This window comes from Agromyces sp. NSFZ (genome assembly GCF_056156205.1).
Window position 1 is genome coordinate 677,318 of sequence record NZ_CM149585.1, and the last position, 26,579, is coordinate 703,896.

At 70.5% G+C, this 26,579-nt stretch carries 23 protein-coding genes; 17 read left to right on the forward strand and 6 right to left on the reverse strand.

Annotated elements, in window-relative coordinates; translation table 11 throughout:
* The first annotated feature begins 27 nt into the window (after nucleotides 1-27).
* The 12 genes from ACVFI9_RS03260 (at nucleotide 28) to ACVFI9_RS03315 (ending at nucleotide 13,813) form a co-directional block, all read left to right on the forward strand.
* A complete protein-coding gene (locus ACVFI9_RS03260; protein ID WP_474764611.1) occupies nucleotides 28-1,134 on the forward strand; it encodes a Gfo/Idh/MocA family protein in 1,107 nt (368 codons plus the stop codon).
* Nucleotides 1,131-2,654, forward strand: coding sequence for a sugar ABC transporter ATP-binding protein (locus ACVFI9_RS03265; RefSeq protein WP_474764612.1), 1,524 nt, complete (start codon nucleotides 1,131-1,133; stop codon nucleotides 2,652-2,654). The genes ACVFI9_RS03260 and ACVFI9_RS03265 overlap by 4 nt, the downstream gene beginning before the upstream one ends.
* Nucleotides 2,651-3,727: an ABC transporter permease gene (locus tag ACVFI9_RS03270; RefSeq protein WP_474764613.1), complete on the forward strand. Its 1,077-nt coding sequence runs from the start codon at nucleotides 2,651-2,653 to the stop codon at nucleotides 3,725-3,727. The genes ACVFI9_RS03265 and ACVFI9_RS03270 overlap by 4 nt, the downstream gene beginning before the upstream one ends.
* Nucleotides 3,724-4,914 (forward strand): ABC transporter permease, encoded by a 1,191-nt coding sequence (locus tag ACVFI9_RS03275; protein WP_474764614.1) that lies wholly within the window; start codon nucleotides 3,724-3,726, stop codon nucleotides 4,912-4,914. Before ACVFI9_RS03270 ends, ACVFI9_RS03275 begins: the two co-directional genes overlap by 4 nt.
* Nucleotides 4,914-6,119, forward strand: coding sequence for a substrate-binding domain-containing protein (locus ACVFI9_RS03280; protein WP_474764615.1), 1,206 nt, complete (start codon nucleotides 4,914-4,916; stop codon nucleotides 6,117-6,119). Before ACVFI9_RS03275 ends, ACVFI9_RS03280 begins: the two co-directional genes overlap by 1 nt.
* Nucleotides 6,120-6,243: 124 nt before the next feature.
* Entirely contained in the window at nucleotides 6,244-7,113 is an 870-nt protein-coding gene (locus ACVFI9_RS03285) for a sugar phosphate isomerase/epimerase family protein (RefSeq protein WP_474764616.1), read from the forward strand.
* A complete protein-coding gene (locus ACVFI9_RS03290) occupies nucleotides 7,110-8,141 on the forward strand; it encodes a sugar phosphate isomerase/epimerase family protein (RefSeq protein ID WP_474764617.1) in 1,032 nt (343 codons plus the stop codon). The genes ACVFI9_RS03285 and ACVFI9_RS03290 overlap by 4 nt, the downstream gene beginning before the upstream one ends.
* 185 nt (nucleotides 8,142-8,326) lie before the next feature.
* Nucleotides 8,327-8,761: a hypothetical protein gene (locus tag ACVFI9_RS03295; RefSeq protein ID WP_474764618.1), complete on the forward strand. Its 435-nt coding sequence runs from the start codon at nucleotides 8,327-8,329 to the stop codon at nucleotides 8,759-8,761.
* Nucleotides 8,762-8,794: 33 nt separating this feature from the next.
* Complete coding sequence (locus ACVFI9_RS03300; RefSeq protein ID WP_474764619.1) at nucleotides 8,795-9,865, forward strand: alpha/beta fold hydrolase; 1,071 nt, start codon at nucleotides 8,795-8,797, stop codon at nucleotides 9,863-9,865.
* A gap of 218 nt (nucleotides 9,866-10,083) precedes the next feature.
* Nucleotides 10,084-11,322: a class I SAM-dependent methyltransferase gene (locus ACVFI9_RS03305; protein WP_474764620.1), complete on the forward strand. Its 1,239-nt coding sequence runs from the start codon at nucleotides 10,084-10,086 to the stop codon at nucleotides 11,320-11,322.
* 173 nt (nucleotides 11,323-11,495) lie between these two features.
* Nucleotides 11,496-12,239 carry a response regulator transcription factor gene (locus tag ACVFI9_RS03310; RefSeq protein WP_474764621.1) on the forward strand — a complete coding sequence of 248 codons (744 nt, stop codon included), beginning with the start codon at nucleotides 11,496-11,498 and terminating at the stop codon, nucleotides 12,237-12,239.
* Nucleotides 12,236-13,813 (forward strand): sensor histidine kinase, encoded by a 1,578-nt coding sequence (locus ACVFI9_RS03315; protein WP_474764622.1) that lies wholly within the window; start codon nucleotides 12,236-12,238, stop codon nucleotides 13,811-13,813. The genes ACVFI9_RS03310 and ACVFI9_RS03315 overlap by 4 nt, the downstream gene beginning before the upstream one ends.
* On the opposite strand, the gene ACVFI9_RS03320 is transcribed toward ACVFI9_RS03315, so the two are convergent.
* From ACVFI9_RS03320 to ACVFI9_RS03330, 3 genes are all read right to left on the reverse strand, one after another.
* Nucleotides 13,796-14,299 carry a MarR family winged helix-turn-helix transcriptional regulator gene (locus ACVFI9_RS03320; protein WP_474764623.1) on the reverse strand — a complete coding sequence of 168 codons (504 nt, stop codon included), beginning with the start codon at nucleotides 14,297-14,299 and terminating at the stop codon, nucleotides 13,796-13,798. The two genes, ACVFI9_RS03315 and ACVFI9_RS03320, sit on opposite strands and share 18 nt — an antisense overlap.
* Nucleotides 14,300-14,308: 9 nt before the next feature.
* The gene (locus ACVFI9_RS03325; protein WP_474766358.1) at nucleotides 14,309-16,072 is read right to left on the reverse strand and encodes an MDR family MFS transporter; all 1,764 of its coding nucleotides are present in this window, start codon (nucleotides 16,070-16,072) and stop codon (nucleotides 14,309-14,311) included.
* 278 nt (nucleotides 16,073-16,350) lie between these two features.
* Nucleotides 16,351-16,740 (reverse strand): RidA family protein, encoded by a 390-nt coding sequence (locus ACVFI9_RS03330; RefSeq protein WP_474764624.1) that lies wholly within the window; start codon nucleotides 16,738-16,740, stop codon nucleotides 16,351-16,353.
* Between the two features lie 510 nt (nucleotides 16,741-17,250).
* Here ACVFI9_RS03330 and rplJ point away from each other — a divergent pair.
* Nucleotides 17,251-17,766, forward strand: a complete 516-nt coding sequence (gene rplJ / locus ACVFI9_RS03335) for a 50S ribosomal protein L10 (protein WP_474764625.1) — start codon at nucleotides 17,251-17,253, stop codon at nucleotides 17,764-17,766.
* A gap of 50 nt (nucleotides 17,767-17,816) precedes the next feature.
* Nucleotides 17,817-18,206, forward strand: a complete 390-nt coding sequence (gene rplL, locus ACVFI9_RS03340) for a 50S ribosomal protein L7/L12 (protein ID WP_360518710.1) — start codon at nucleotides 17,817-17,819, stop codon at nucleotides 18,204-18,206.
* A gap of 127 nt (nucleotides 18,207-18,333) precedes the next feature.
* Here the strand turns inward: rplL and ACVFI9_RS03345 are convergent, their stop codons facing one another.
* On the reverse strand, nucleotides 18,334-19,362 hold the full coding sequence (locus tag ACVFI9_RS03345; protein ID WP_474764626.1) for a LacI family DNA-binding transcriptional regulator: 1,029 nt from the start codon (nucleotides 19,360-19,362) through the stop codon (nucleotides 18,334-18,336).
* 306 nt (nucleotides 19,363-19,668) lie between these two features.
* Here ACVFI9_RS03345 and ACVFI9_RS03350 point away from each other — a divergent pair, with 306 nt between their 5' ends.
* The 3 genes from ACVFI9_RS03350 (at nucleotide 19,669) to ACVFI9_RS03360 (ending at nucleotide 23,033) form a co-directional block, all read left to right on the forward strand.
* Complete coding sequence (locus ACVFI9_RS03350) at nucleotides 19,669-20,988, forward strand: ABC transporter substrate-binding protein (protein WP_474764627.1); 1,320 nt, start codon at nucleotides 19,669-19,671, stop codon at nucleotides 20,986-20,988.
* 96 nt (nucleotides 20,989-21,084) lie between these two features.
* Entirely contained in the window at nucleotides 21,085-22,053 is a 969-nt protein-coding gene (locus ACVFI9_RS03355; RefSeq protein WP_474764628.1) for a carbohydrate ABC transporter permease, read from the forward strand.
* On the forward strand, nucleotides 22,050-23,033 hold the full coding sequence (locus tag ACVFI9_RS03360) for a carbohydrate ABC transporter permease (RefSeq protein WP_474764629.1): 984 nt from the start codon (nucleotides 22,050-22,052) through the stop codon (nucleotides 23,031-23,033). The genes ACVFI9_RS03355 and ACVFI9_RS03360 overlap by 4 nt, the downstream gene beginning before the upstream one ends.
* Nucleotides 23,034-23,203: 170 nt before the next feature.
* Here the strand turns inward: ACVFI9_RS03360 and ACVFI9_RS03365 are convergent, their stop codons facing one another.
* Both ACVFI9_RS03365 and ACVFI9_RS03370 read right to left on the reverse strand, forming a co-directional pair.
* Nucleotides 23,204-24,964 (reverse strand): hypothetical protein, encoded by a 1,761-nt coding sequence (locus ACVFI9_RS03365; RefSeq protein ID WP_474764630.1) that lies wholly within the window; start codon nucleotides 24,962-24,964, stop codon nucleotides 23,204-23,206.
* A gap of 172 nt (nucleotides 24,965-25,136) precedes the next feature.
* Nucleotides 25,137-26,561, reverse strand: a complete 1,425-nt coding sequence (locus ACVFI9_RS03370; RefSeq protein ID WP_474764631.1) for a helix-turn-helix transcriptional regulator — start codon at nucleotides 26,559-26,561, stop codon at nucleotides 25,137-25,139.
* Between the last annotated feature and the right edge of the window lie 18 nt (nucleotides 26,562-26,579).

Genomic DNA, 26,579 nt, shown 5'->3' on the forward strand with positions numbered 1-26,579 from the left:
TGCTGCAGGTGTGTCAGCATGGCCGACATGACAACGGACGTCACCGCCCCGGCCCGCACGCTTCGTGCCGGCTTCGTCGGCGGCGGGTTCATGGCCGCCGTGCACTCGAGGGCGGCCCGCGCGGCACGAGCCGAACTGGCCGGCGCCGCGTCGTCATCGTCGAGCCGGGCAGTCGAGGCGACCGGGCGGCTGGGCCTCGACGCGCCCTTCGACTCGGTGGACGCGCTCATCGCCGATCCGGCCATCGATGTCGTGCACATCTGCACGCCCAACGCACTGCACGCGCCGATCGCACGCGCCGCCCTCCTCGCCGGCAAGCACGTCATCTGCGAGAAGCCCCTGGCGACGACATCCGCGGATGCCGCGGCGATCACGGCCCTCGCGGCAGAGCTCGGCCTCGTGGCGGCGGTGCCCTTCGTGTACCGGTTCCACCCGATGGCACGTGAGGCCCGCGCCCGTGTCGGGCGAGGCGAGATCGGACGGCTGGTCAGCGTGCACGGCGCCTACCTGCAGGACTGGCTCGCCGGCCAGGGCGACGACGACTGGCGCGTCGACGCCGCGCTCGGGGGACCGTCACGCGCCTTCGCCGACATCGGCTCGCACCTCGTCGACCTCGTCGAGTTCATCACGGGCGACCGGATCGTGCGCCTCAACGCCTCGACCCGCACCGTCTACGAGACGCGTGCCACGCACGCCGGCATCGCGACCGAGGACCTGGCCGCCGTGGTCGTCGACCTCGCGTCCGGCGCCGTGGGCACCCTGCTCGTCTCGCAGGTCGCACCCGGGCGCAAGAACGCGCTGACCGTCGAGCTCGCGGGCGGTGACGCGAGTGTGCGCTTCGAGCAGGAGCGCCCGGAACGGCTCTGGATCGGGCGCACCGACGGATCGGGCCTCGTCGACCGCGACCCGGCCCGCCTCGCTCCTGACGCCGCCCGGCTTGCGCTCGTGCCTGCGGGACATCCGATGGGCTACCAGGACGCGTTCAACGCCTTCGTCGCCGATGCCTACGCCGCGATCGCCGGGGAGCGTCCCGAGGGTCTGCCCCGCTTCGAGGACGGCCTGCGCGCGGTGCGCGTCACCGAGGCGGTGCTCCGGTCCGCGGCATCCGGGGACTGGGTGGAGGTGATCCGATGAGCGGCGCGCCGAGCGGATCGATCGAGCCCGTGCTCGTGGCGGAGGGCCTCGAGAAGTCGTTCTTCGGCGTCTCCGTGCTGCACGGTGTCGGCCTCACCCTGCATCGCGGCGAGGTGCACGGGCTCGTCGGCGAGAACGGCGCGGGCAAGTCGACGTTCATGAAGATCCTCGCGGGCGTGTACGAGCGCGACGCGGGCACCGTCACGCTCGACGGCGGGGACGTCGCGTTCTCGCACCCGGTGGAGGCGGCCCGGGCCGGACTCGCCACGGTGTTCCAGGAGTTCAACCTGCTGCCCGAGCGCACCGTCGCCCAGAACGTGTTCCTCGGCCGCGAGCCGAAGCGCGGCGGCCTCGTGGATCGCAAGGCCATGGTCCGCGAGACGCGGGCGCTGCTCGACGAACTCGGCGTCACGGGCGTCGATCCGGATGCCCCGGTGCGCACGCTCACCGTCGCCGAACAGCAGATCGTCGAGATCGTGAAGGCCCTGTCGCTCGACGCCCGCGTGATCCAGATGGACGAGCCGACGGCGGCGCTCGCCGAGCACGAGGTGGAGCTCCTCTACGCGATCGTGCGGCGGCTGGCCGAGCGGGGCGTCGCCATCCTCTACGTCTCCCACCGGTTGAAGGAGATCTTCGACCTGTGCGACACCATCACGGTGCTGAAGGACGGCGCGCTCGTCTCCAGCGGGCCGGCATCCGAGCTCGACACCGACGAACTCGTGCGCCGCATGGTCGGCCGGCCGATCTCCGCGTACTTCCCCGAGCCCGAGGAGGGCACCGAAGCCGGGCCGCCGCGACTCGAGCTCCGCGGGGCCGGGAACGCCTACGTCGACGGCATCGACCTCGAGCTCCGGGGCGGCGAGATCGTCGGCATCGCGGGCCTGCAGGGCTCGGGGCGCACCGAGCTCGTCGAGGCGCTCTTCGGCATCACGCCGTTCACGCGCGGCGAGCTCCGGCTCGACGGGCAGGCCACGCGCATGACGTCGCCGCGGCAGGCGGTCCGGGCGGGCGTCGCGCTCATCACCGAGGATCGCAAGGCGCAGGGGCTCGCCCTCAACCAGTCCGTCGCCGACAACGCGCTGCTCGTGATCCGCTCCGTGTTCGCCCGCCGCACGGGCGAGGTGCGGCGGGAGCTGCCTGGTGTGCTCTCCTCGCTCGAGGTCTCCTCGCGCGGCCTCGACCAGGAGGTGCAGTACCTCTCGGGCGGCAACCAGCAGAAGGTCGTGCTCGCGAAGTGGCTGGCCACGAAACCCCGCCTCGTCCTGCTCGACGAACCCACCCGCGGCATCGACGTCGGGGCAAAGGTCGCGGTCTACACCCTCATGCGTCGGCTCGCGAAGGAGGGGGTCGCCATCCTCATGATCTCGTCCGAGCTCCCCGAGGTCATCGGCATGTCCGACCGCATCGTCGTGATGCACGACGGACGCGCCTCCGACGAACTGCCCGCGGGCAGCGACGAGGCGACGATCCTCGCTGCGGCCACGGGCACCCTGCGCCCGGGCGGAGAGGACGCCAGATGAGCCGGCCGACCACCACCGCGATCCCGACTCGCGCACCCCGGCCGGGCCGCCGACGCCTCGACGCGAGCCTGATCGTGGGCATCGCCCTCCTCGCGGTCATCGTGATCGGAGCCGTCCTCGTCGCGAGCGTCGGACGCAACTTCTTCAGCCCCGGCAACATCCGCGACATCCTCACCGGCATGAGCGTCCTCGGGTTCGTCGCCATCGGGCAGACCCTGGTCATCCTGTGCGCATCGCTCGACCTCTCGGTGCCCTACGTCGTGAGCCTCTCGAGCCTCATCGCCGCCGACCTGATGGCCGGCGACCCCGCGAACATCCCGATAGCGGTCCTGACGGTGCTCGCCGTCGCCGCCGTCATCGGGTTCGCGAACGGGCTCATCGTCACGAAACTGCGCGTCAACGGCTTCATCGCGACGCTGGGCACCGGTCTCATCATCAAGGGATACCTCGACTCCAACTACAAGGGCACGAGCGGCGAAGTGCCGTGGGCGTTCCAGCTCATCGGCGCCACCGGGCTGGGTCCCGTGCCGGTGTCGACGCTCATCATGCTCGCGGTCGCGCTCGCCGCCGCCGTCTTCCTCGCCCGTACGCGCACCGGCAACCACATGTTCGCGGTCGGCGGCGATGAGCAGGTCGCGCGCCTGTCCGGCATCCGCACCGCCCGCCCGCTCATCGTCGCGCACGTGCTCTGTTCGGTCACCGCCGCATTCGCCGGCCTCCTCCTCGCGAGCCGGCTCGGCGTCGGCAGCCCGACCGTCGGCACCCAGGGCGGCTACGACCTGCTGTCGATCGCCGCGGTCGTGCTCGGCGGCACGCTGCTGCTCGGCGGTCGCGGCTCGGTGTGGGGCACCATCGGCGGCGTCGCGATCTTCGCGGTCGTCGACAACGTGATGAGCGTCATGCAGGTGAACCCGTTCCTGAAGGACGTCGTGCGCGGCGTCGTCATCGTGGCCGCCGTGGCGGTCTACACGAGCCGATCGCTCGACCGGCGCAGGCCGAGGTTCGGCGGCGGCGCCGGCACCACGAAGTCCGCGAGTCCGCAGCGCAGCGACCGCGAGGAGGTGCAGGCATGACGACCGCGACCACCGAGCGGGCGCCACTCGGCCGCCGCCTCGCCGGCTTCGCCCGACTGCTGGTCAGTCCTCGGGGGGCGGTGTTCCTCCTCCTCGCCCTGTTGCTCATCGCCATCACGGCACTCAACCCCACGTTCGCCGAGCCGGGCCAGCTCATCCGGTTCGTCCAGCGCGTCGCACCCGTGGCCATCGTCGCGATCGGACAGTACTTCGTGATCGTCGGCGGTGAGTTCGACCTGTCGATGGGCTCGGTGGTCACGGCCCAGGTCGTCATCGCCGGCAACCTCATCGGCCAGGACGACGCGAAGTCGCTGCCGGTGCTCGCGCTCATGCTCGGCTTCGGTGCGCTCGTGGGTCTCGTGAACGGGCTCATCGTGTCGTTCCTCAAGGTGCCGAGCTTCATCGTCACGCTCGGGATGATGCTCGCCCTCCTGGGCGGCACCCTCTACTGGACCGGCGGCGCCGCGACCGGCAACCCGGCCGACGGGTTCCGGCAGATCGGGCGCGGCGGCATCCGCGACCTGCCGGTCGTCGGGATCCTGCCGTGGTCGGTCCTCATCCTCGTGGTCGTGCTCGCCGCCGCGATCTGGTTCGCGCGCCGACCATTCGGCCGGACGATCATCGCGCTCGGCGACAACGCCGTGACCGCCCGCTACTCCGGAACCCGCACGTGGTGGGTGAAGACCTCGACGTTCGTCATCTCGTCGCTCTCGGCGACCGTCGCGGGCGTGCTGCTCGTCGGCTACGCGGGCGTGCACCCGAGCGTCGGGCGCGGCTACGAGTTCACGGCCATCACCGCGGTCGTGCTCGGCGGCGTGGTGCTCGGCGGCGGGCGCGGCTGGGTCGTCGCCGCGGCCGCCGGCGCGTTCGCACTGGAGGCGCTGTTCACCCTGCTCAACTTCGCGGGCGTGCCCTCGACGTACCGGGATGCGGTGCAGGGCGCCATCATCATCCTCGCCGTGGCCTACGCGGCGACCACCGTGCGGGCGCGTCGGAGGGGACGCGCCCTCGAGGCGCCGACCACCGAGCCGGCGCCCGATATCGACACCCCGCCGGCGACCGAGCCGGCCCCGGAGACTTCGCCGGCGCCCACGGCGAAGGAGCCGGATCCGTCCCCGGATCCTGCTCGTCCTGCACCCATTCCCTCGACGCAGAGGGCTGACAACGAAACCAAGGGAGGTTCGTGATGCGACGCAGGTTCACCGTGGCATCCGCCATGGTCGGCGCTCTCGCGCTGATCACGCTCGCCGGCTGTACCACCGACCCCAGCGTGACCGCGCCGTCGGACGACGCCGCAGCCACCGAGGAGGAGGTCGAGTGGTTCGACCAGGAGCTGTACGACAAGCAGGACGCCGAACGCGGCGTCACGCCCGAGGGTCCAGAGGGCCAGCCGTGGCTCCAGTACATCAACGCCGAGTTCGTCGACACCTCGCAGTACGCCAGCGCGGGTGCAAAGAAGGCCTGCTTCGCCAACGCCTCGATCTCGAACCCGTGGCGGCAGACGGGCTGGATCACGATGAACGAGCAGCTGAAGGTGCTGCAGCAGCAGGGCGTCATCTCCGAGATGGAGACGCGCGACGCCCAGGACTCCGATGACACCCAGATCGCCGACATCGACTACTTCATCGATGAGGGGAACTGCGATGTCTTCGTGATCTCGCCGAACTCCACGGCGGCCATGACGCCGGCGGTGGAGCGCGCGTGCGACACCGGCAAGCCGGTCATCGTCTTCGACCGGGGCGTGCAGACCGACTGCCCGACGACGTTCATCCACCCGATCGGCGGATTCGCGTGGGGCATCGACACCGCCGAGTTCCTCATCGACCAGCTCGACGAGGGCGACAAGGTCGTGGCGCTGCGCATCCTGCCGGGTGTCGACGTGCTCGAGCAGCGCTGGGCCGCGGCCGAGAAGCTGTTCGACGAGGCCGGCATCGACGCGGTCGACTACTTCACGGGCGCCGACCCGACCGAGATCAAGAAGATCATCTCCGACGAGCTCGCCAAGGGCGACGTGCACGGCGTGTGGATGGATGCCGGTGACGGCGCCGTCGCGGCCATCGAGGCGTTCGAGGACGCCGGCGTCGACTACCCCGTGATGACGGGTGAGGACGAGATGAGCTTCCTGCGCAAGTGGGAGGAGACCGGACTCACGGGACTCGCACCCGTGTACTCGAACTTCCAGTGGCGCACGCCGCTGCTCGCGATCCAGAAGATCTTCGCGGGCGAGGAGGTGCCGAAGGAGTGGGTCCTCCCGCAGGTGCCGATCACCGAGGACGAGCGCGCCGACTACCTGGAGGCGAACGACGGCATGCCCGACGGCCACTACGCGAAGTTCGGCGGCGAGGAGCTGCCTGGGTACCCGCAGGTCTGGCAGGATCGCGTCATCCCGTAACCCGCCATCCGCCCGAGGTTTCCGTTCGCGCCGGAGGTTTCCGGCCGAACGGGACCTCGGGCGCGAATGGAAACATGCGGCGTGGTGCGGTCCGTGGCATCCGTCAGCAGACGAGGAGGGCAGCATGCGCCGCACCATCGGCGTGAACACCTGGGTCTGGACGTCGCCGCTCGACGATGCAGCGCTCGCCGAGATCGCCCCGAAGGCGGCGGCCATGGGCTTCGGCGCGATCGAGCTGCCGGTCGAGCAACCGGGGGACTGGGCTCCGGATGCCGCGGCCGACGTGCTCGCCGAGCACGGGCTCGCCCCCATCGTGATCGGCGCGATGGGTCCAGGCCGCAACCTCGTCGCCGCACCGGGGTCGGAGATCGTGGCGACGCAGAACTACCTGGTGCACTGCCTCGGCATCGCGGAACGACTCGGCTCGCCTGTGGTGGCCGGGCCGTTCACGGCTGCGACGGGGCGGGCGTGGCGCATGGACGCCGAGGAGCGCGAGGCCCGCTACCGGGAGCTGGGCGCAAGTCTCGCGCCGCTCGTCCGGCAGGCGGAGGCACGCGGCATCCGCCTCGCCATCGAGCCGCTGAACCGCTACGAGACGAGCCTCGTGAACACGGTCGAGCAGGCGCTCGAGGCGCTCGGGCCGCTCCTCGGCCCGGGTCTCGGACTGGCACTCGACAGCTACCACCTCAACATCGAGGAGAAGCACGTCGGGGACGCGATCCGCTCGGCCGGCGAGCACCTCGCCCATGTCCAGGTGTGCGGCAATGATCGTGGTGCCGTCGGCGACGACCACCTCGACTGGCCCGGATTCCTCGACGCCCTCGACGATGCCGGCTACGCCGGCGTGCTGGGCCTCGAGAGCTTCACGGGCGAGAACGCGACCATCGCGGTCGCGGCATCCGTCTGGCGACCGCTGGCCGCATCACAGGACGAACTCGCGGCACGCAGCATCCGCTACCTGACCGCATTGCAGGACGAAAGGGAACGATCATGACCGCTTCGACAGGCTCGGCGACCGGCTCCCACCCGGTGACCCTCTTCACCGGTCAGTGGGCCGACCTTTCCTTCGAGGAGGTCGCCCGGCTCGCCGCCGGATGGGGGTACGACGGGCTGGAGATCGCGTGCTCGGGCGACCACCTCGACCTGAAGCTCGCCGAGGAGGAACCGGGCTACCTCGACGAGCGGCGCGAGATCCTGAAGCGGCACGGGCTCGAGGTGTACGCGATCTCGAACCACCTCACCGGGCAGGCGGTGTGCGACGCCCCGATCGACTTCCGGCACCAGGCGATCCTCCGGCCGTACACGTGGGGCGACGGCGATGCCGAGGGCGTGCGGCAGCGGGCCGCCGACGACATGAAGCGGTCGGCCCGGGTGGCGCGGGCACTCGGTGTGGACACCGTCGTGGGCTTCACCGGGTCGAGCATCTGGCCGTACGTGGCCATGTTCCCGCCGGTGCCGGCATCGGTCATCGACGACGGCTTCGCGGACTTCGCCGATCGGTGGAACCCGATCCTCGACGTGTTCGACGCCGAGGGGGTGCGCTTCGCGCACGAGGTGCATCCGTCGGAGATCGCGTACGACTACTGGAGCTCGGTGCGCGCGCTCGAGGCCATCGACCACCGTGCGGCGTTCGGGTTCAACTGGGACCCGAGCCACATGATGTGGCAGGGCATCGACCCGGTCGGGTTCATCCTCGACTTCCAGGACCGCATCTACCACGTGGACTGCAAGGACACCCGCCTGCGGCCAGCGAACGGCCGGGCCGGCGTGCTCGGCTCGCACCTGCCGTGGGGAGACCCGCGCCGCGGCTGGGACTTCGTGTCGACCGGGCACGGCGACGTGCCGTGGGAGGACGCGTTCCGGGCGCTCGACGCGATCGGCTATACGGGCCCGATCTCGGTCGAGTGGGAGGACGCGGGCATGGACCGCCTGCACGGCGCCGAGGAGGCGGTGGGGTACATCCGCTCGCTCATCTGGCCGCGGCCGGCGGCCTCGTTCGACGCCGCCTTCTCGAACCAGTAGCACCACCGGCGGCGTCTCGCGGTCGCGGGAGCGGGGCAGGCGGACCCAGGGCGGAACGGGGTCGGGTGTGGCCCGTTCGGGCCATCGGCAGATGGCCGGAAGGCGCGATGCCGGCACCGCTGCCGGCGCGCTGGAATCGATGGCATCCACCGCCCGGCTCGGGCGGGCACAACCAGGGAGTCATCATGTCCGAGACCATCACCGCCGCCCTCGACGATGTCGACGCGGGACCGGCCGCGCGGCAGGCCCGGGCGTCCATCGCGTTCGGCCGCAAGCGCGGGTACTACCGCGTGCTGTTCGAGGCCGGACCTGTGGACGCGGCCACGTTCGCCGAGCTCGCCGGCGTGCCCCTGCCCCGGGCACGCGCCTGGCTCGACGAGCAGCTCGCGGCCGGCGTGCTGCGCCCGGTCACCGCGCCGAGCGGTGATCACGAGGAGCTGCTGCTTCCCGGCGAGTACGTGCCGCTGCTGCTCGGCGACGATGGCGGTCCCGAACTCGATGGCGCCCGCACGTTGCTGCGCGAGCACCGCGACGAACTGCCCGACGTCCTCGAGGCCCGCAACGAGCAGCGACGCGCTCGTGCGTTCGCCGATCACCTGCGCTTCGCGCGCGTGGTCTAGGCCGAGCTTCCCTCGGTTCCTAGACTGAGGGGCGTGCAGCCCGAGGACCAGGTCATCCGCTACGCGGAGCTCGACGGCGCGTCCATCGCGTGGTCGGCCGTCGGCTCGGGCCCGCCCCTCCTCGTCGGGGGGTGGTGGTCGAGCCACCTCGAGCTCGATTGGCGCAACGCCGGCTTCCGCCGATTCGTCGGAGCCCTCGCGGAGCATCGCACGGTCATCCGCTACGACCGCCCCGGCGCCGGCGTGTCCGACCGCGGCGTCATGCCGGCCCGGTCGCTCGAGGAGGAGCTCGCCACCCTCGAGGCGCTCGTCGACGCCGCGGTGCCCGGCCCCGGGCCGATCGCCCTCTTCGGGGCGTCGTCGGGCGGCGGCGTGGCCTCGCTGTTCGCGGCGCGGCATCCGGAGCGCGTCGAACGACTCGTGCTGTACGCCACGTACGCCCGCGGCTCGGAGCTCGCCCCGCCCGCAGCCCGCGACGCGATGCTCGCGATCATCGACCAGCACTGGGGCCTCGGCTCCCGGGTGCTCGCCGACCTGTTCCTGCCCGACGCCACGGCCGAGGAGCGCGACGAGTTCGTCGAGTTCCAACGGCGCACCGCCTCCCGGGCCGTCGCGCTGGCCTCACTCCGTGCGGTGTACGAGTTCGACTCGACCGGCCACCTCGGCGACGTGCTCGCGCCCACGCTCGTGCTCCATCGGCGCGCCGACCGCGCAATCCCGTTCGCGCTCGGCAAGGACGTGGCGAGCCGCATCCGGAATGCGCGCTTCGTCGCGCTCGAGGGCGACGACCACTATCCGTGGCGCGGCGATTCCGCCGCCGTCGTGCGCGAGACGCTCGCGTTCCTCGGCGTGCCCGTCGAGGCGCTCCACCCGACGTCGGGCGGCGCGGGCGCCGGAGCCGTTACGGGAGCGGCACGGCTCACCGAGCGGGAGCGCGAGGTGCTGCGGCTCGTCGCGCGCGGCGAGACCGACGCCGAGATCGCGGCGCGACTCGTGCTCTCGGCGCACACGGTGCACCGGCACATCGCGAACATCCGCACCAAGCTCGGGGTGCCCTCGCGCACGGCCGCGGCCGCCTGGGCGTTGCGCAACGAGCTCATCTGAGGTCGCGCATGGGGCGCACCGCTGGCGACGCGGCTCACCGGCGAGCGGATCCGCTCACCCGAGCGATCCGCTCATCCGAGCGAGCGGATGCTCCGGGCTGGCCGCTTCCGGCCATGACGGGTTGGCCGGATCCGGCGATTCCGTGCCGCGCCCATCGGCGTTGACTGTCTGCTCGTGCCGGGCGTCCGCCCGCACATCAGACGATGCAAGGAACCACGATGTCCGAGACCCTGACCACCACGACCGCCGACGGGGCATCCGTCGCCTCCGGCAACCCGCACCTCCTGGCCGAGGACCCGGCCGCGACCTCGTTCCCGGTCGAGGCCGCATCCTCGTCCGAAGAGGAGGCCGCGGCGCTCGTCGGCGCCTACGCCGAGCAGCTCATCGGCATGCTCGGCGGCGCGACGGAACTGCTCACCATCGAGCTCGGCCGTCGCTTCGGCCTCTATCGCGCCCTGCACGAGCACGGCCCCGTCAGCGCCGCGCGGCTCGCCGCCATCGCCGGCATCGCGCCCCGGTATGCGCGGGAGTGGCTCGAGCAGCAGGCCGCCGCCGGTCACGTCGGCGTCGTCGACGAGGGCGCAGCAGACCGCCGCTTCCTCCTGCCCGAGCACCACGTGCCGGTGCTCGTCGACGAGACGCACCCGGCGCACGCCGCGCCCGTCTCGGGTCTTCTCGCCGGTGTCGCCCTCGCCTTCCCCGAGCTGGTCGCGGACTTCCGCCACGGCCGCGGGGTGGCGTTCGAGGAGTACGGCGCGGAGCTGCGGCACGGGCTCGGCGCCCTCAACCGCCCCGGCTACATCCTCGCCATGCGCGCCTGGGTGGAGCAACTGCCAGACCGGGCCGCGGCACTCGACGCCGGCGGCGCGGTGCTCGATGCCGGATGCGGCGTGGGCTGGTCGACCATCGGCCTCGCGATCGCGTTCCCGAACGCGCGCGTCGTGGGCGTCGACCTCGACGAGGCGTCCATCGCGGAGGCCCGCGAGAACGCGCTCGACGCCGGCGTCGCCGACCGCGTCGCGTTCGTGCTCGGCAACGCGGCGGACGTGGGGGCCGTGGAGCGTGCCGCCGCCTCGGTGGGCGGCAACGGCGGCGGCGTCGACGCGTCATCCGGATTCGACCTCGTCACGATCTTCGAGGCGCTGCACGACATGGGTCGACCCATCCACGCGCTTGCGGGGTTCCGCGCGCTGCTGCGTCCGGGCGGCGCGCTGCTCGTCGCCGACGAACGGGTCGCCGAGGAGTTCCACGCCGGAGCCGACCCCGTCGAGCGCATGCTCTACGCCATGAGCGTGCTGCACTGCCTGCCGGCAACGACCGCCGAGTCCGGTACCGTCGCGAACGGCACGGTGCTGCGGCCGCCGACGCTGCGGCGCTGGGCGGCCGAGGCGGGCTTCGGCCGGGTCGACGTGCTCGACATCGAGCACCCGTTCTGGCGCTTCTACCGCATCGGCTGAGCGCCGCGCCACCCCGTCCGTTTCCGTTCCCGCGTGACGTGCCCGCTACCGCGGAGACACGGCGCGGGAACGGAAACATGCGGGCGGAGGCGCCGGCGGCGAGGGGGCCGGCCGCGCAGCATCCGTTCACCTCGCTCATAGGAAACGCATAGGGCCGCGCAGATACTGGAGACATGAGCACCACGAGCACTCAGCACCGCACCCCGACCTTCGCGAAGGGTGACGGCTCGATGGTGCGCGTGCTCGTGGTCGACGACGAGCAGTCGCTGACCGACCTGCTCAAGATGGCCCTGCGCTACGAGGGCTGGGACGTGCGCACCGCGGGCGACGGCCTGAACGCCGTGAAGATCGCGCGCGAGTTCCGGCCCGACGCGATCGTGCTCGACATCATGCTGCCCGACATCGACGGGCTCGAGGTGCTGCAGCGCGTCCGCGCCGACGGCACCGAGACCCCCGTGCTCTTCCTCACCGCGAAGGACTCCCTCGACGACCGCATCGCCGGACTCACCGCGGGCGGCGACGACTACGTCACCAAGCCGTTCAGCCTCGAGGAGGTGGTCGCGCGGCTGCGCGGACTCATCCGCCGCTCGACCCTGACCCTCGCACAGGCGAAGGATCCCGTGCTCGCCGTCGGCGACCTCACGCTCGACGAGGACTCCTACGAGGTCGCACGTGGCGGCACGCCGATCGAGCTCACGGCGACCGAGTTCGAGCTGCTCCGCTTCCTCATGCGGAACCCTCGCCGCGTACTCTCGAAGGCGCAGATCCTCGACCGCGTCTGGAGCTACGACTTCGGCGGCCGGGAGTCGGTCGTCGAGCTCTACATCTCGTACCTGCGCAAGAAGATCGACGCGGGCCGTGAGCCGATGATCCACACTGTGCGCGGCGCCGGCTACATGCTCAAGGCCGCCGGATGACCAAGCCCGGCGACCCGGGACACGCGGCAGCGGCGCGCGAGGAGGCGGTGGCGCACGACACGGCCGGCTCGGTCGCTGAGCCTGTCGAAGCGACGGATGCCGCGCTCCCGCGCCACCCGATGACGCTTCGCCGCCGACTCCTCGTCATCGTCGCCGCGCTGCTCGTGGCCGTCAGCGCCGTGATCGGCGTCGCGACGGTGGCGATCTTCCACGGCGCCTCCGTCGCGCGACTCGACGCCGACCTCGACGAGGCGATGTCGCGCGCCGAGCTCGGTATCTCCGATCAGCCGACGGCCTTTCCCGGGGACCCGTCCGACGCACCGGCTCTCATCCTCAACGTGCCGGGCCAGCCAGCAGGCACGCTCGCGGCGCTCGTGCCCGACGACGACGACGCCTCCGCCGGCTACATCACCACGAGAGGGCGCGTGCTCCCGCTGCCGAGTGAACTCGCGGCGTCGCTCGTCGCGGTACCGCGCGATGGTGCGCCGCACACGATCGACGTCGCCGAGCTCGGCGACTACCGCGCGCTCGCGGCCGTGCGCCCCGAGTGGGACGGCGTCACGATCGTGCTCGCCCTGCCCCTGAACGACGTGAACGCGCAGACGGCGCAACTGGCCTCGACGGTCGCTCTCGTCGCGCTCTCGGGTCTCGTCGTGGCGCTCGCCGTCGGCTCCGCGGTCGTGCGGCGAGCACTCAGTCCGCTCTCGGACGTCACCGTGACCGCGCAGCGCGTGTCCGAGCTGCCGCTCGATCGCGGCGACGTTGCCCTCGCCGAACGCGTACCGGTCGACGACGAGCGCACCGAGGTCGGGCGGCTCGGCACCGCGTTCAACCGCATGCTCGGGCACGTGGCATCCGCCCTCTCGGCTCGAGAGCAGAGCGAGCAGAAGGTGCGCCGCTTCGTGGCTGACGCGAGCCACGAGCTTCGCACGCCGCTCACCTCGATCCGCGGCTACGCGGAGCTCACCCGGCTGCATGGCGGGCAGCTTCCGCCCGACGTCGTGCACGCGATCGGGCGCATCGAGTCCGAGACCGTGCGCATGACCGAGCTCGTCGAGGATCTCCTGCTCCTCGCACGCCTCGACGAGGGCCGCGAGCTCGCCGCGCTGCCGGTCGATCTCCGCCAGGTCGTCGCTGAAGCCGTCGGCGACGCGCAGGCGGCAGGGCCCGGCCACGGCTGGGAGGTGCGGTCGACGGATGACGCGGCCGTCGTGATCGGCGACGAGGCACGCCTGCGCCAGGTCGTCACGAACCTCCTCGCCAACGCTCGGGTGCACACGCCCGAGGGGACGCAGGTGGTGGCGACGGTCGAGCGTGACGGTGACGACGCCGTGCTCACGGTCACCGACGACGGCCCCGGCATCGAACCGGGGCTCGTCGGGTCGCTGTTCGAGCGCTTCGCGCGCGGGGACTCGTCGCGTTCGCGGCGGGCCGGGAGCACGGGACTCGGGCTCGCGATCGTGCGCGCCGTCGTCGAGGCGCACCATGGAACGGTCGAGGTGTCGAGCGAACCGGGTTCGACGACGTTCACCGTGCGGCTGCCCGCGGCTCCCGTGTCAGCGCTCGTCGCGTGACTCGGCGGCGGAGTCGCCCACCACGAAGACCTCGTTCGTGAGGCGGCCGAGCAGCCGAGCCAGCTCGTCGACGTCGTCGGCCGACCAGGTGCGCAACTGCTCGTAGAGCTGGCGCTGCATGCGCGAGGACTTCTGCCCGACACTCTCGATCGCCTGCGGCGTCGGCTGGATGATCCGCGCCCGGCCGTCGTTGGGATCGGTCACCCCGACCGCGAGCCCGAGCGCCTCGAGATGCCGGATCTGGCGGCTCACCACGCTCTTGTCGATCTCGAGCTCGCCGGCGATGGCGCCCGCGTGCATCGGCCCGTGGCGCACGATCGCCGACAGGATCTTGTAGCCCACGGGCTGCAGCTCGGGATGCACGGCGGCCGCGGCCTCCTTCCAGACGGCTCGCACGCGCACGAAGAGCAGCCGGAACTGCTCCTCGACCGAGGCGATCTCGTCGTCGGAGGCCGGGCGCGGTGCGGGCGCGGCGGGGGCGGTCATTCGGTGATCCTACTGCTCGCCCGAGCGCGCGACACTGGCTCCGGATACCTCGCCGCGGGCGTCCGTGGCGGTGGTCGGGGAGCCGCTGCCGGGTTCGTGCGCCAGGCCGACGGGCGTCAGGGCGACGGATGCCGCTGCGGTGTCGATCACCGCATCCTCGGCGTCCTCGAGCTCGCGGACGTGCTCCTCGTGTTCGCGGACGTGCTCCTCGTGCGCCGACGAGCCACGCGCCGTCGTGGCATCCGACTGCTGCTCGACCTTCGCCCGCTGGATCGCGTTCTGGGTGCCGAGGCTCACGTTGGGCAGGAACACCACCGCGAGGAGTGTCACGATCGCGAGCGGCACGGCGGCGAGGAACACCGTGCCGACGCCGGCGCCGTACGCCGACTCGACGATCACCCGGAGGAATCCGGGCAGTTCGCTGATCTGCGGAATGGTGCCGCTGCCGAGGGTGCGCGCGGCCTCGAGCTGCTGCTCGGGCGCGAGCGTGCGGATGCCGGTCTTGAGGTGATCGGCGACCACGGTGCCGAGGATCGAGCCCATGACGGCGACGCCCACGGTGCCGCCCAGGCTGCGGAAGAACGTGACCGCGCTCGTGGCGACGCCGAGGTTCCTCACCTCGATGGTGTTCTGCACGATGAGCACGAGGTTCTGCATGAGCATGCCGACGCCGGCCCCGAGCACGAACATCGAGATGCCCACGTACCAGAAGTCGGTGTCGTACTCGAGGCGCGAGAGCAGGATGCTGCCCGCGACCATCAGCACGCTGCCGAGGATCATGAAGCCCTTCCACTTGCCGCGGCGGCTCACGAGGGCGCCGATCACGGTGGATGCGATGAGGACTCCAGCCATCATCGGAATCGTGAGGAGCCCCGACTCGGTGGGAGTGGCTCCGCGCGCGAGCTGCATGTACTGGCTGAGGAAGACCGCCGTGCCGAACATCGCGACGCCGACCGAGATCGAGGCGATGACCGAGAGGGTGAAGGTGCGGTTGCGGAAGAGCCCGAGGGGGATGACCGGCTCCTTCACCCGAAGCTCGACCACGATCGCGATCGCGAGGAGCAGGGCCGCCGCCCCCACCATGAGGAGGCTCGGCATCGAGATCCACTCGTACTGGGTTCCGGCGAAGGTGACCCAGAGCAGGAGCAGGGAGACCCCGGCGGAGATGAGCACGATGCCCACGTAGTCGATCGAGACCTTCTGCCGCGGCCGCTTGGGAAGGTGCAGGGTGCGCTGCAGCAGCACGAGGGCGACCACGGCGATCGGCAGGCCGACGAAGAAGTTCCAGCGCCAGCCGAGCCCGTCGGTGAGCACGCCGCCGAGCAGCGGGCCGCCCACGGTGGCGACCGCCATCACCGCGCCGAAGAGGCCGGCGTACTTGCCGCGCTCGCGGGGGCTGATGATGTCGGCCATCACGATCTGGCTGAGGGCCGCGAGTCCGCCGGCGCCGACGCCCTGGAAGACGCGCATGGTGATGAGCGTTGCGGTGTCCTGCGAGAAGCCCGCGACCGCCGAGGCGGCGACGAAGATCACGAGCGCGAGCTGCAGCAGGAGCTTGCGGTTGAAGAGGTCGGCGAGCTTGCCCCAGATCGGCGTCGACACGGTGGTGGCCAGCAGGGTCGCGGTGATGACCCAGGTGAACGCGGACTGGTCGCCGCCGAGGTCGGCGATGATGACCGGCAGCGACGTGCCGACCACCGTGGAGGCCAGCATCGACACGAACATGCCGAGCAGGAGGCCGGAGAGCGCCGTCAGCACCTCACGGCGGGTCATGCCGTTGTCGGAGAGGGCGGGTGGCGCGGCCTCGGTCGGCTTGGACGCGCGCGTGCGGAGGGGCAGCTTGGCCATGTGACTCCCGGATTGATTGATAAGAGTCAACTATACCGAATTAGTGGACTTATATCAACTATCCTGAGCCGCGCGCCCCGCGCGACCCGCGCGACCCGCGCGACCAGCGCGACCCGCGCGCCCCGCGCGCCCCGCGCGCCCCGCGCGCCCCGCGCGACCCGCGCGACCCGCGCGCCCTGACGCCGCGATCGTGATGCCTCGGATCAGCCCACGACGGCGACCGCCTCGATCTCGACCAGTGCGCCGGGGCGCCCCACATCGGCGACGTTGAGCACCGTGACGGCGGTGGGATGCTGCCCCCACACGTTCGCCGACGCGGCGTAGCCCTCGTTGGCGTCCTGGCCTTCAGCGAGGTAGATCGCGAGCCGCACGACGTTGGTCTGGTCGGCACCGGCCTCGGCGAGTACCGCGAGCACGTTCTTCAGGGCCTGCTCGGTCTGCGGGCCCAGGCCGCCCTCGACGATGGCGCCCGAGGCATCCGTGCCGTTCTGGCCGCCCACGTAGAGGGTGTCGTGGCCACCCCGCACGAGCACCCCCTGACTGAAGGCCGGATTCGTGAAGAGCGCGGCGGGATTCAGGTGTGTGATCTCCATGCGCTCTTGCTAGCGCATGCCGCCGACATCGGCCGGTTGTCAGTCGCCGAGTGTTAACGGTCGGCCCGAACGGATGCGCCGCATCGTCAACATTCGGCGTTGGGCGTTAGCACTCGCGGGGGTTGGGGGGTCCGGGGGTGGGGGTCGGGGTCGGGGTGGGGGTCGGGGTGGGGGTCGGGGTCGGGGTTGGGAGTTGAGGGTCGGGGTCGGGGACCGGGGGCGCGGCGATTTGCGAGGGCCCGAGGCATCCGTTAGCCTGTACGGAGCCGAAGACCGCTGGTTGTCGTGCGCGCAGGCTGTGATCATCACAGTCGGCGGTGCCGACCGAAGTCTTGCGAAAGCAAGTGCCCGCGCAGGTGTGACGAAGACTTCCTCGATGATTCGAGGCCGAGCTCCGCGCAACTGCGCCGGAGCTCTTTTCTTTCTCCCAGTTCGAGTTCTCACGAACCGCCAGCGCTCCCAGGCCGTGCACCGCCTCCGCGGTGCGCGTTGAATTCACAAGGAGTGGCCATGGCGAACAAGGAAGCCTCGGTTGCCGAACTCACGAAGCTGTTCGAGAGCTCGACCGCCGTTCTGCTGACCGAATACCGCGGCCTCACTGTTGCCCAGCTGAAGACGCTGCGCAAGTCCATCAGTGGGGACGCGAGCTACGCCGTGGTGAAGAACACGCTGACCAAGATCGCGGCGAACAACGCCGGCATCTCGTCGTTCGACGACGAGCTCGCCGGTCCGTCCGCCATCGCATTCGTGCACGGCGACCCCGTCGCCGTCGCGAAGGGACTGCGTGACTTCGCCAAGGCGAACCCCCTCCTCGTGGTCAAGGGCGGCTATTTCGATGGCAAGCCCCTGACCGCCGAAGAGGTAGGCAAGCTCGCCGACCTCGAGTCCCGCGAAGTGCTGCTGGCGAAGCTCGCCGGTGCCTTCAAGGCCTCGCTGTTCGGAGCCGCATATCTGTTCAACGCACCGCTCTCGAAGGCCGTTCGCACGGTCGACGCGCTGCGTGAGAAGCAGGAGTCCGCTGCGTAGGCGCGAGCCTCTCAAGCGGTGAGTAACCAGAGAATCTAAGGAGAAACATCATGGCGAAGCTGTCCACTGAAGAGCTGCTCGAGCAGTTCAAGGGCCTGACCCTCATCGAGCTCTCGGAGTTCGTCAAGGCGTTCGAGGAGACCTTCGAGGTCACCGCGGCCGCCCCGGTCGCCGTTGCCGGCCCCGCTGCCGCCGGCGGCGGCGCCGCAGTCGAAGAGGTCGAGGAGAAGGACTCCTTCGACGTCGTCCTCGAGGCTGCCGGCGACAAGAAGATCCAGGTCATCAAGGTCGTGCGCGAGCTCACCTCGCTCGGCCTCGGCGAGGCGAAGGCCGTCGTCGATGGTGCTCCCAAGGCCGTGCTCGAGGGCGCGAACAAGGAGACCGCCGACAAGGCCAAGGCCGCCCTCGAGGAGGCCGGCGCCACCGTCACCCTCAAGTAGTCGGTCGCGCTCGTTCGGGCGCACCAGCTTGAGGTGACCTGCGTCACCTGAACACCCGGATGCCCCGTGGCCGATCATCGGCTGCGGGGCATCCGTCGTTCTCGGGAGTCGCGGCGGGAGGGCCCGCTCAGCGCGGCGCCGCCGTCGTGCTCGAGCGCACCACGAGCCGCGTCGCGAGCGGTGCGTCGTCGGGCTCCTCCGCCCCGTCAGGCGGGGCCTCTCCGAGCAGCCGCATGACGCGCGCCACGGCGATCCTGCCCTGCTCGCCCGGGTACTGCTCCACGGTCGTGAGTCCGAACAGCTCGGCGTACTCGTGCCCGTCGATCCCGACGATCGAGAGTTCGGCGGGCATGGCGATGCCGAGGCGCTCGGCCGCCCGCATGGCTCCGAAGGCGACCTCGTCCGAGGCCGCGAAGATGGCGGTGGGCCGGTCGCCCGGATGCCCCAGCAGCTGCAGTGCGGCGGCGTAGCCGCCTGGCAGGCTCATCTCGGCCTCGACGACACCCCGCGCACCGCCGGCCGGCGTGAGGCCCGCCTCGCCCATGGACTCGAGAAAGCCCGTGCGGCGCAGGCCCTGCACGCTCCGGGCGGCGGCGCCCGCACCGGCGCCGGCCAGGTGGGCGATGCGCGTGTGGCCGAGCTTCAGCAGGTGCTCGGTGGCGAGGGATGCCGCCGCGCGGTCGTCGATCGCCAGCCGAGGTGCGCCCGGCGCCGTACCCCCGAGCGCGATGATGGGCTTGCTGCGCCTCGTGATGACCGCGACCTCGCGCTCGTCGAGGTCGACCCCCACCGCGATCACCGCGTCGACGCGCTTGCGGGCGAGGAAGAAGTCGAACACCCGATCACGCTCGGGTCCGGTCTGGGCCAGGTTGTAGAGGGTGAGGTCGTAGCCCGCCGTGAGCAGCGAACGCTCGATGCCCTCGAGCACCTCGCCGAAGAACCAGCGGTTGACGAACGGGATGACGACGCCGACGTTCTTCGTGCGGCCGGTCACGAGGCTGGCGGCGTCGGGGGAGGCGATGTAGCCGATGCGCTTGGCGGCCGCCTGCACGCGTCGCCGGGTGTCCTCGGCGACGTAGCCTCGACCGCTGAGCGCCCGTGAGGCGGTGGCCTTCGAGACGCCCGCCAGACGCGCGACGTCGCCGATCGCTGGCATCAGCGCCTCCCTCCCTCGGGCAGCTCCGTTGCCGAGTGTAGTGCGATTTCCCCGGAATGTGGAACCGTTTCCCTCTGGGCTGAGGCAAGCGGATGTCGCTGCACGGCGCGCGCGTGAGAGCGCTCTCCACGCGCGTTCGCGCCAGATTCCTGCAGTGTCCGAACCGTGACCTCGGATCGCTTGTGAGGATGCGGCTCTCTGTCCTACCGTGGAGGCTGGAACCGGTTCCCGGGTTCACTCCTGCACCACACTCAACGAGGAGATGACATGAGACTCACACGGCACCGCCGTTGGACGGCCCCGGTAATGGGTGCCGCCGCGGTCGCACTCGCACTCACGGCCTGTACGGGCGACATCGCAGATCAGGAGGCGGCCGACGTCGACTGCGGTGACTACGAGGAGTACGGCACGTTCGAAGACGCCGAGGTCACCGTCGGCGGCACGATCCTCGACCTCGAGGCCGACCGCCTGGTCGAGTCGTGGTCCGACTTCGAGACGTGCACCGGCATCTCGGTCGACTACCAGGGCTCGAGTGAGTTCGAGGCGCAGATCGCCGTGCTCGCCGAGGGCGGCAACGCCCCCGACGTCGGCATCGTTCCGCAGCCTGGCCTGCTCCAGCGGCTCGCGACGGGCGGCTGGCTCATCCCGGCCTCCGAGGCCGTCGAGGCCAACGTCGACGAGTGGTGGTCCGAGGACTGGAAGGCGTACGGCACCCACGACGGCACGTTCTACGCCGCCCCGCTCATGGCGAGCATCAAGGGCTACGTCTGGTACTCGCCGGCCGAGTTCGAGGAGAAGGGCTACGAGATCCCCGAGACCCTCGACGACCTCACCGCGCTCTCCGAGGAGATCGCGGCCGAGGGCGAGCACAAGCCGTGGTGCGTCGGCCTCGAGTCGGGTGACGCCACCGGCTGGCCCGGCACCGACTGGGTCGAGGACTACATGCTCCGCCTGCACGGCCCCGACGTCTACGACCAGTGGGTGACCCACGAGATCCCGTTCAACGACCCGCAGGTCGCTGAAGCGTTCGACGCGGTCGGCGCGTACCTGAAGAGCGACGAGATGGTCAACGGCGGCATCGGCGACGTGTCGACGCAGATCACCGAGGCGTTCCAGACCGCCGGTCTGCCGATCCTCGACGGCGAGTGCTCGCTGCACCACCAGGCCTCGTTCTACGAGACCTTCTGGAACCCCGAGGGCGGCGACGAGAACACCGTCGCTCCCGACGGCACCGTGTGGGCGTTCCTGCTTCCGCCCGTCGAGGCCGGCGGCGGACTCAACGTCACCGGCGGTGGCGAGTTCCCGGTCGCGTTCCGCGACGCCGAAGAGGTCGAGGCCTTCCGGGCGTACCTCTCGAGCGACACCTGGGCCAACAACCGGGTGGGCCTCGGCGGCGTCATCAGCGCGAACAAGGGGCTCGACCCTGAGGTCGCGTCGAGCGAACTGCTGACCCAGTCGATCGAGATCCTCCAGGACGAGGAGACCACGTTCCGCTTCGACGGATCCGACCTGATGCCGGGCGCCGTCGGTGCCGACTCCTTCTGGAAGGGCATCGTGGAGTGGGTCGGTGGGCAGGACACCCAGCAGGTCCTGAACACCATCGAGGCGAGCTGGCCGGCGAGTTAGTAGCGGTCGGCACGCCACAGGCGGCATGATCGAGGGGCGGGGTTCGCAGACCCCGCCCCTCGGCACCCCTGATTCAACGACGAACGGGAGGCACAGATGACGACGGCTGATCTGATCGGCAAGCTGCTGCAGGTGGTGATGGGGCTCGCGGTGTTCGCCGCGGTCGTCGGCCTCCTCATCTTCTTCATCGACAAGGCGCCGAAGCGCGGTCGAGACTACTGGCAGCTCGTCGGGTTCCTCGCGCCGGCCATGATCTTCATGATCATCGGCCTCATCTACCCGGCGATCCGCACGAGCATCCTCGCCTTCCAGGACTCGAGCGGTGCGTTCACATGGGACCACTTCATCTGGAGCTTCACGCAGCCCACGGCGATCCGCACGCTCATCAACACGATCGTCTGGGTGGCGCTCGTGCCCACGTTCGCGACCGCGGTCGGCCTCGCTTACGCCGTGTTCATCGACCGCTCACGGGGCGAGCGATACTACAAGGCGATCCTCTTCATGCCGATGGCGATCTCGTTCGTGGGCGCCGGAATCATCTGGAAGTTCGTCTACGAGTACCGCTCGGGCGACCGTGAGCAGATCGGCCTGCTCAACGCCATCGTGACCGGGTTCGGCGGCGAGCCGGTGCAGTGGCTGCAGACCGATCCGATCAACACGATCCTGCTGATCGTCGTCATGATCTGGATCCAGACGGGCTTCGCCATGGTGGTCTTGAGCGCCGCGATCAAGGGCATCCCGACCGAGCAGATCGAGGCAGCCCAACTCGACGGCACGAACGGCTGGCAGCGCTTCACGAACGTCACCGTCCCGGGCATCCGCGGCTCGCTCGTCGTGGTGCTCACCACGATCTCCATCGCGACCCTGAAGGTCTTCGACATCGTGCGCACCATGACGGCGGGCAACTTCAACACGAGCGTCATCGCGAACGAGATGTACACGCAGGCGTTCCGCGCGAGCGAGGTCGGACGTGGATCCGCGCTCGCGCTGATCCTGTTCGTGCTCGTGCTGCCGATCATCATCTACAACGTGAACGTGCTCCGTAAGCAGAGGGAGATCCGATGAGCAGCGTCGCCCCGGCCGACCTTCCCGTCGCCAAGAACCTCGGCGCGATCGAGGCCACCGAGATCGTCACGACGAAGACCGCTCGCGTGAAGCGGCGCCTGACGTCGCGCACGGCCACGATCATCTCGCTCGTCATCGCGATCCTCTGGACGATACCCACGTTCGGCCTGTTCATCTCGTCGTTCCGGCCGGCTGAGCTCATCCGCACCACCGGCTGGTGGACGATCTTCCAGAATCCCGGTTTCACGCTCGACAACTACCGCGACGTCCTGTTCTCCACGTCGCAGTCGTCGCCGCAGCTCGGCGCCTACTTCGTGAACTCCATCGCGATCGCGCTGCTCGGCACACTGATCCCGCTCGTCTTCGCGTCGATGGCGGCGTACGCGTTCGCGTGGATCAAGTTCAAGGGCGCGAACGTGCTGTTCATCTTCGTGTTCGCGTTGCAGATCATCCCGCTGCAGATGGCCCTCGTGCCGCTGCTGCAGATCTTCTCGACGTTCCTGCGACCGATGCAGGCGTGGCTGCACGACGTTGTCCCGATCATCCCCGAGCAGAACTACGCGCCCGTGTGGCTCGCCCATGCGATGTTCGGACTGCCGCTCGCGATCTTCCTGCTGCACAACTTCATCTCGGAGATCCCGACCGACGTCATCGAGGCTGCGCGCGTCGACGGGGCGACCCACGGGCAGATCTTCTTCCGCATCGTGCTGCCGCTGGCCGTTCCCGCCATCGCGTCGTTCGCGATCTTCCAGTTCCTCTGGGTATGGAACGACCTGCTCGTCGCCCTGATCTTCTCCGGCGGCACCCAAGACGTCGCGCCGCTGACGCAACGTCTCGCCGAGCTCACGGGCACGAGGGGCCAGGACTGGCAACGACTCACCGCTGCCGCATTCGTGTCGTTGGTCGTTCCGCTCATCGTGTTCTTCAGTCTGCAGCGCTACTTCGTGCGCGGTCTCCTCGCGGGGTCGACGAAGGGGTAGCACCAGCCGCGTGGAAGCGGGCAGGGGGAGATGGATGCCACGAGCCGAGGCTCGCGGCATCCGCTCTGCCCCACGCCGCTCTGCCCGGCCGCCGCTCCGTCGATCGCCGCCCGGGCACACGAGCGGCGGGCGCCCCACCAGGGGACGCCCGCCGCCGCTGTGGTCAGCGATCACTCGCTGTGATTGCTCCTCCCCTCACGACGGGCGCGGGCGATGAGCGCGGCTCCGCCCAGGCCGAGCAGCAGCAGTGCGGCTGCGATCGGACCTGTCGGGTCGTTCACGCCCGTGACCGCGAGCCCGGCGGGCTTCACCGGCTTGGCCGCCGGCTTCGCGGGCGCTGGCGGGCAGGGCTTCAGCGTGAAGTCCGCGCTGGCGTGCAGCTCGATCTCCTCGTCCTCATCAGCCCACACGCCATGCACCCATGCCGTGTACTCCATGCCCGGAGGCAGCGGGGCGAACTCGATCTCCGCCGCGTGCGATGCGCCGGCGGTGATGGTGCGGATGCCGTCGTAGGCGGTTCCGTCCATGTCACCCTTCGCCGTCACCCACACGTCGTACTCGACACCCTCGACGAGGTCGGTGAGCCGCACGAGCGCCGACCCCTCCTCGCCGTACGCCGGGCACTCAGTCACCACGACGGAGATCATCGGCTGGCACGGTTCGACGACGAAGGTGGCGGTCGCCGTCACCTCGTCATCCTCGGCCCAGGTGATGGTGAACTCGTAGGATCCCGGCGGAAGGTCTTCGAAGGGAACCACGAGGGAGGTCTCCTCGACGTCCACGAGCGTTCCCCCGTCGACCGGTCCGTCGCCCACGAGGGTCCAGTCGTAATCCTCGCCGACGATGAGGCCGGAGATGCTCACGAGGGCCGTTCCGTCGTCACCCAGGCTGCAGCCGAAGGCCGACGCCGTCACATCCAGGACCGGGCACTCCTCGATCGTGAACGACTGCTCGTCGATGACCTCCCAGACGTCCTCGATGATCGACTGCTCGACCGTGATCGTGTAGTCGCCGGGTGGCAACGATGCGCTGCCGCCGACGCTACCGGCAACGCCGGACCAGCTGAAGTCGGCGACGGCGACGTCATCGGAGTTCCAGATGGTGACCCGATAGTCGACGTTCGACTGCAGCGGCCCGAGCGTGAACTCGATCAACCCGTCGGGCCCGTAGTCGATGCACGCCGTCACCGTGATCTCGAGGTCGGGCGTCACCGTCACGACGTTGCAGTCGTTCTCGTAGATCGCCTGGCCTTCGGCGGTCCAGTTGAGGCCTGGGAAGAAGGACGGGTCTGCAGGGTCGCCGTAGTAGAACGGCGGAATGATGTCGCCCCACTCGGTGTGCTTCGGGATCTCCGGGTAGAAGACCACCTGTTCGCCGTGCTCGGCGGCATGGCCCATGACGACGCCGATCTCACTCGGCCCGATGATCACATACGGGTTGCTGTATGCACCCGTGCGGTGGCAGATCGTGACGTGGTCGACGAGCTCTTCACCCGGCGGCACGAGCAGGGCGACGACCGGTGCCTCGGCCTGGGCTGGCGCCTCGACTTCAGCCGCGGAAGCCTCGACGGCCGCCGCGGTGTCGTCGGCTGGTGCCGGCGCCGGTTCCTCGGCTGGTGCGGTCTCCTCGACCGGCGCGGGCGTGGGCTCCTCGGCGGGCGCGGGTTCCTCCGCCGGAGCGGGTGCCGGTTCCTCGACCGGGGCCTGCTCGGCCTGCTGGTCCACCGCCTGCTCGGCGGCGGCCGGCGGCAATTCATCGGCGGCGGCGGGTGCGGCGGCCAGGGCCGTCATGCCGCCCAGGGCCATGGCGGCGACGACCGCACCGGCCAGCGTCGTGCGCCAACGCGGTCGGGCGTCGACGGCTTCCCCTGCGGGGTCGGACGGGTCTCGTCCCCCCGCGCGACGCCAGGCGTCGCGGATCGATGTGTTCACTGGTCCCCCTTGATCAGAACGCGCGCGAGTCGAGCCGTGCGCAGACGGTCACCCGTGGCCGCCATGCCTCCGATGCAAGCACCGCGGCGAGGATGACTGGAAGGGGCAGGAGCGGGTGAGCGACGGGTGAATCCGGGATGAAAAGTGCCGGTCCGACCCCTCATTGGGGGACTCAGTCGAGGATGCCGAGGGTTCGCGCCCGCTGCACGGCGCCTTCACGGGTCGTCACGCCGAGCTTGCGGTAGATGCTCCGCGCCTGGGTCTTGATGGTGTTCGGCGAGACGGAGAGCTCGAACGAGATGCGCTGATGCGTGTCACCCGCGGCCAGTCGGGTGAGCACGATGCGCTCGCGCGGACTCAGCGTGTGCGGGGCTCCGTCCTCGCCGTTCGGGAAGCGGGCGACGATCGCCTCGAGCAACTCCTGGATCGCCCCGGCGTGGGGCCGACGGGTCGACCGGTGGTGGAGCGCCGAGAGATGGGCCCGCGGCAGCACGCCGAACGGACGGACGGAGCCGACCGGCGCGGCCAGCGCGAGGGCGCGCTCGAAGAGGGTGTCCGCCGTGGTGTGGTCGCCCACCATGTCATGCCCGCAGGCGGCGACGAGCAGTGCGAGCGTCCCGGTGCGCGGTGCGTGGCCGTCGCCCATCTCGAGGCACGGTTCGAGCAGCTCGATCGCGTTCGCCGCGTCGCCCGCATCGAGTGCCAGCCGCGCCGACCAGGTGGCCGGGCACTGGATGTGCGTCGGATCCGCTGCGATTCGAGCGATCTCAGCCCGTGCGGCGACCGCTTCCTGTCGGCGCACGAGGAGCGCGATCCGGGCATCGTCGTGCATCATGCCGGGGAGGTTGGGATGTTCCCACTCCCTCGTGATGAGCTGCAACTCCTGCAGGATCTCCGCCACCTCGTCGTCGTCCGTCCCACGCAGCGCCGCGAGCTCCGCAAGGGCGAGCGGCTGGTACTCCGTGCCGACGGTCTCCGCGACGAGAGCCGCGAGCCGCTCCTCGAATCCGTCGACCTCACCGTGCTCGATGGCCATCGCGATGGTCGCCAGCCTCAGCGGAGCCGTGGCGAGGCCACGTGCGTGCGATTCCACGCCGGTGGCGCGCGCACTTTCGATGAAGGCCTCGGCGCTGCGGAGGCTGCCCGCTCGGAGGTCGATGAGCGCGAGGCATCCGCTCGCCTCGGCCCTGAGCTCGGGCGAGGTGCGGGTGCCGGCGACGTGGAGTGCGCGGAGCAGGATGCCGCGTCCGTCGTCGAGCCGGCCGCTGAGCGTGGCGCTGACCCCGTCGTTGAGGAGGATGAGCGCCTTCAACTCGATCCGCGCGGCGAACGGCAGTCGTGCGGATGTGAGCTCGCGGTCGGCCGCGGCGAGCAACTCGCGGGCACGCGTGAACCGGCCGAGCTCGCGGAGCGGGATGGAGCGGACCACCCGCGCAAGGATCCGCAGCGCGGGGTCGGATGCCTCGGCGGTGAGCAGTTCGTCGGCGGCATCGAGGTACGGCTCGGCCGCGTAGGGATTACTGGCGCCCGGTGCTCGGAGGGTCGCGGCCAGACCGAGAAGGGCGGCGGGATCGCTCGACCATTCCTCCTCGGCCATCCGAGCGACGCCCGCACG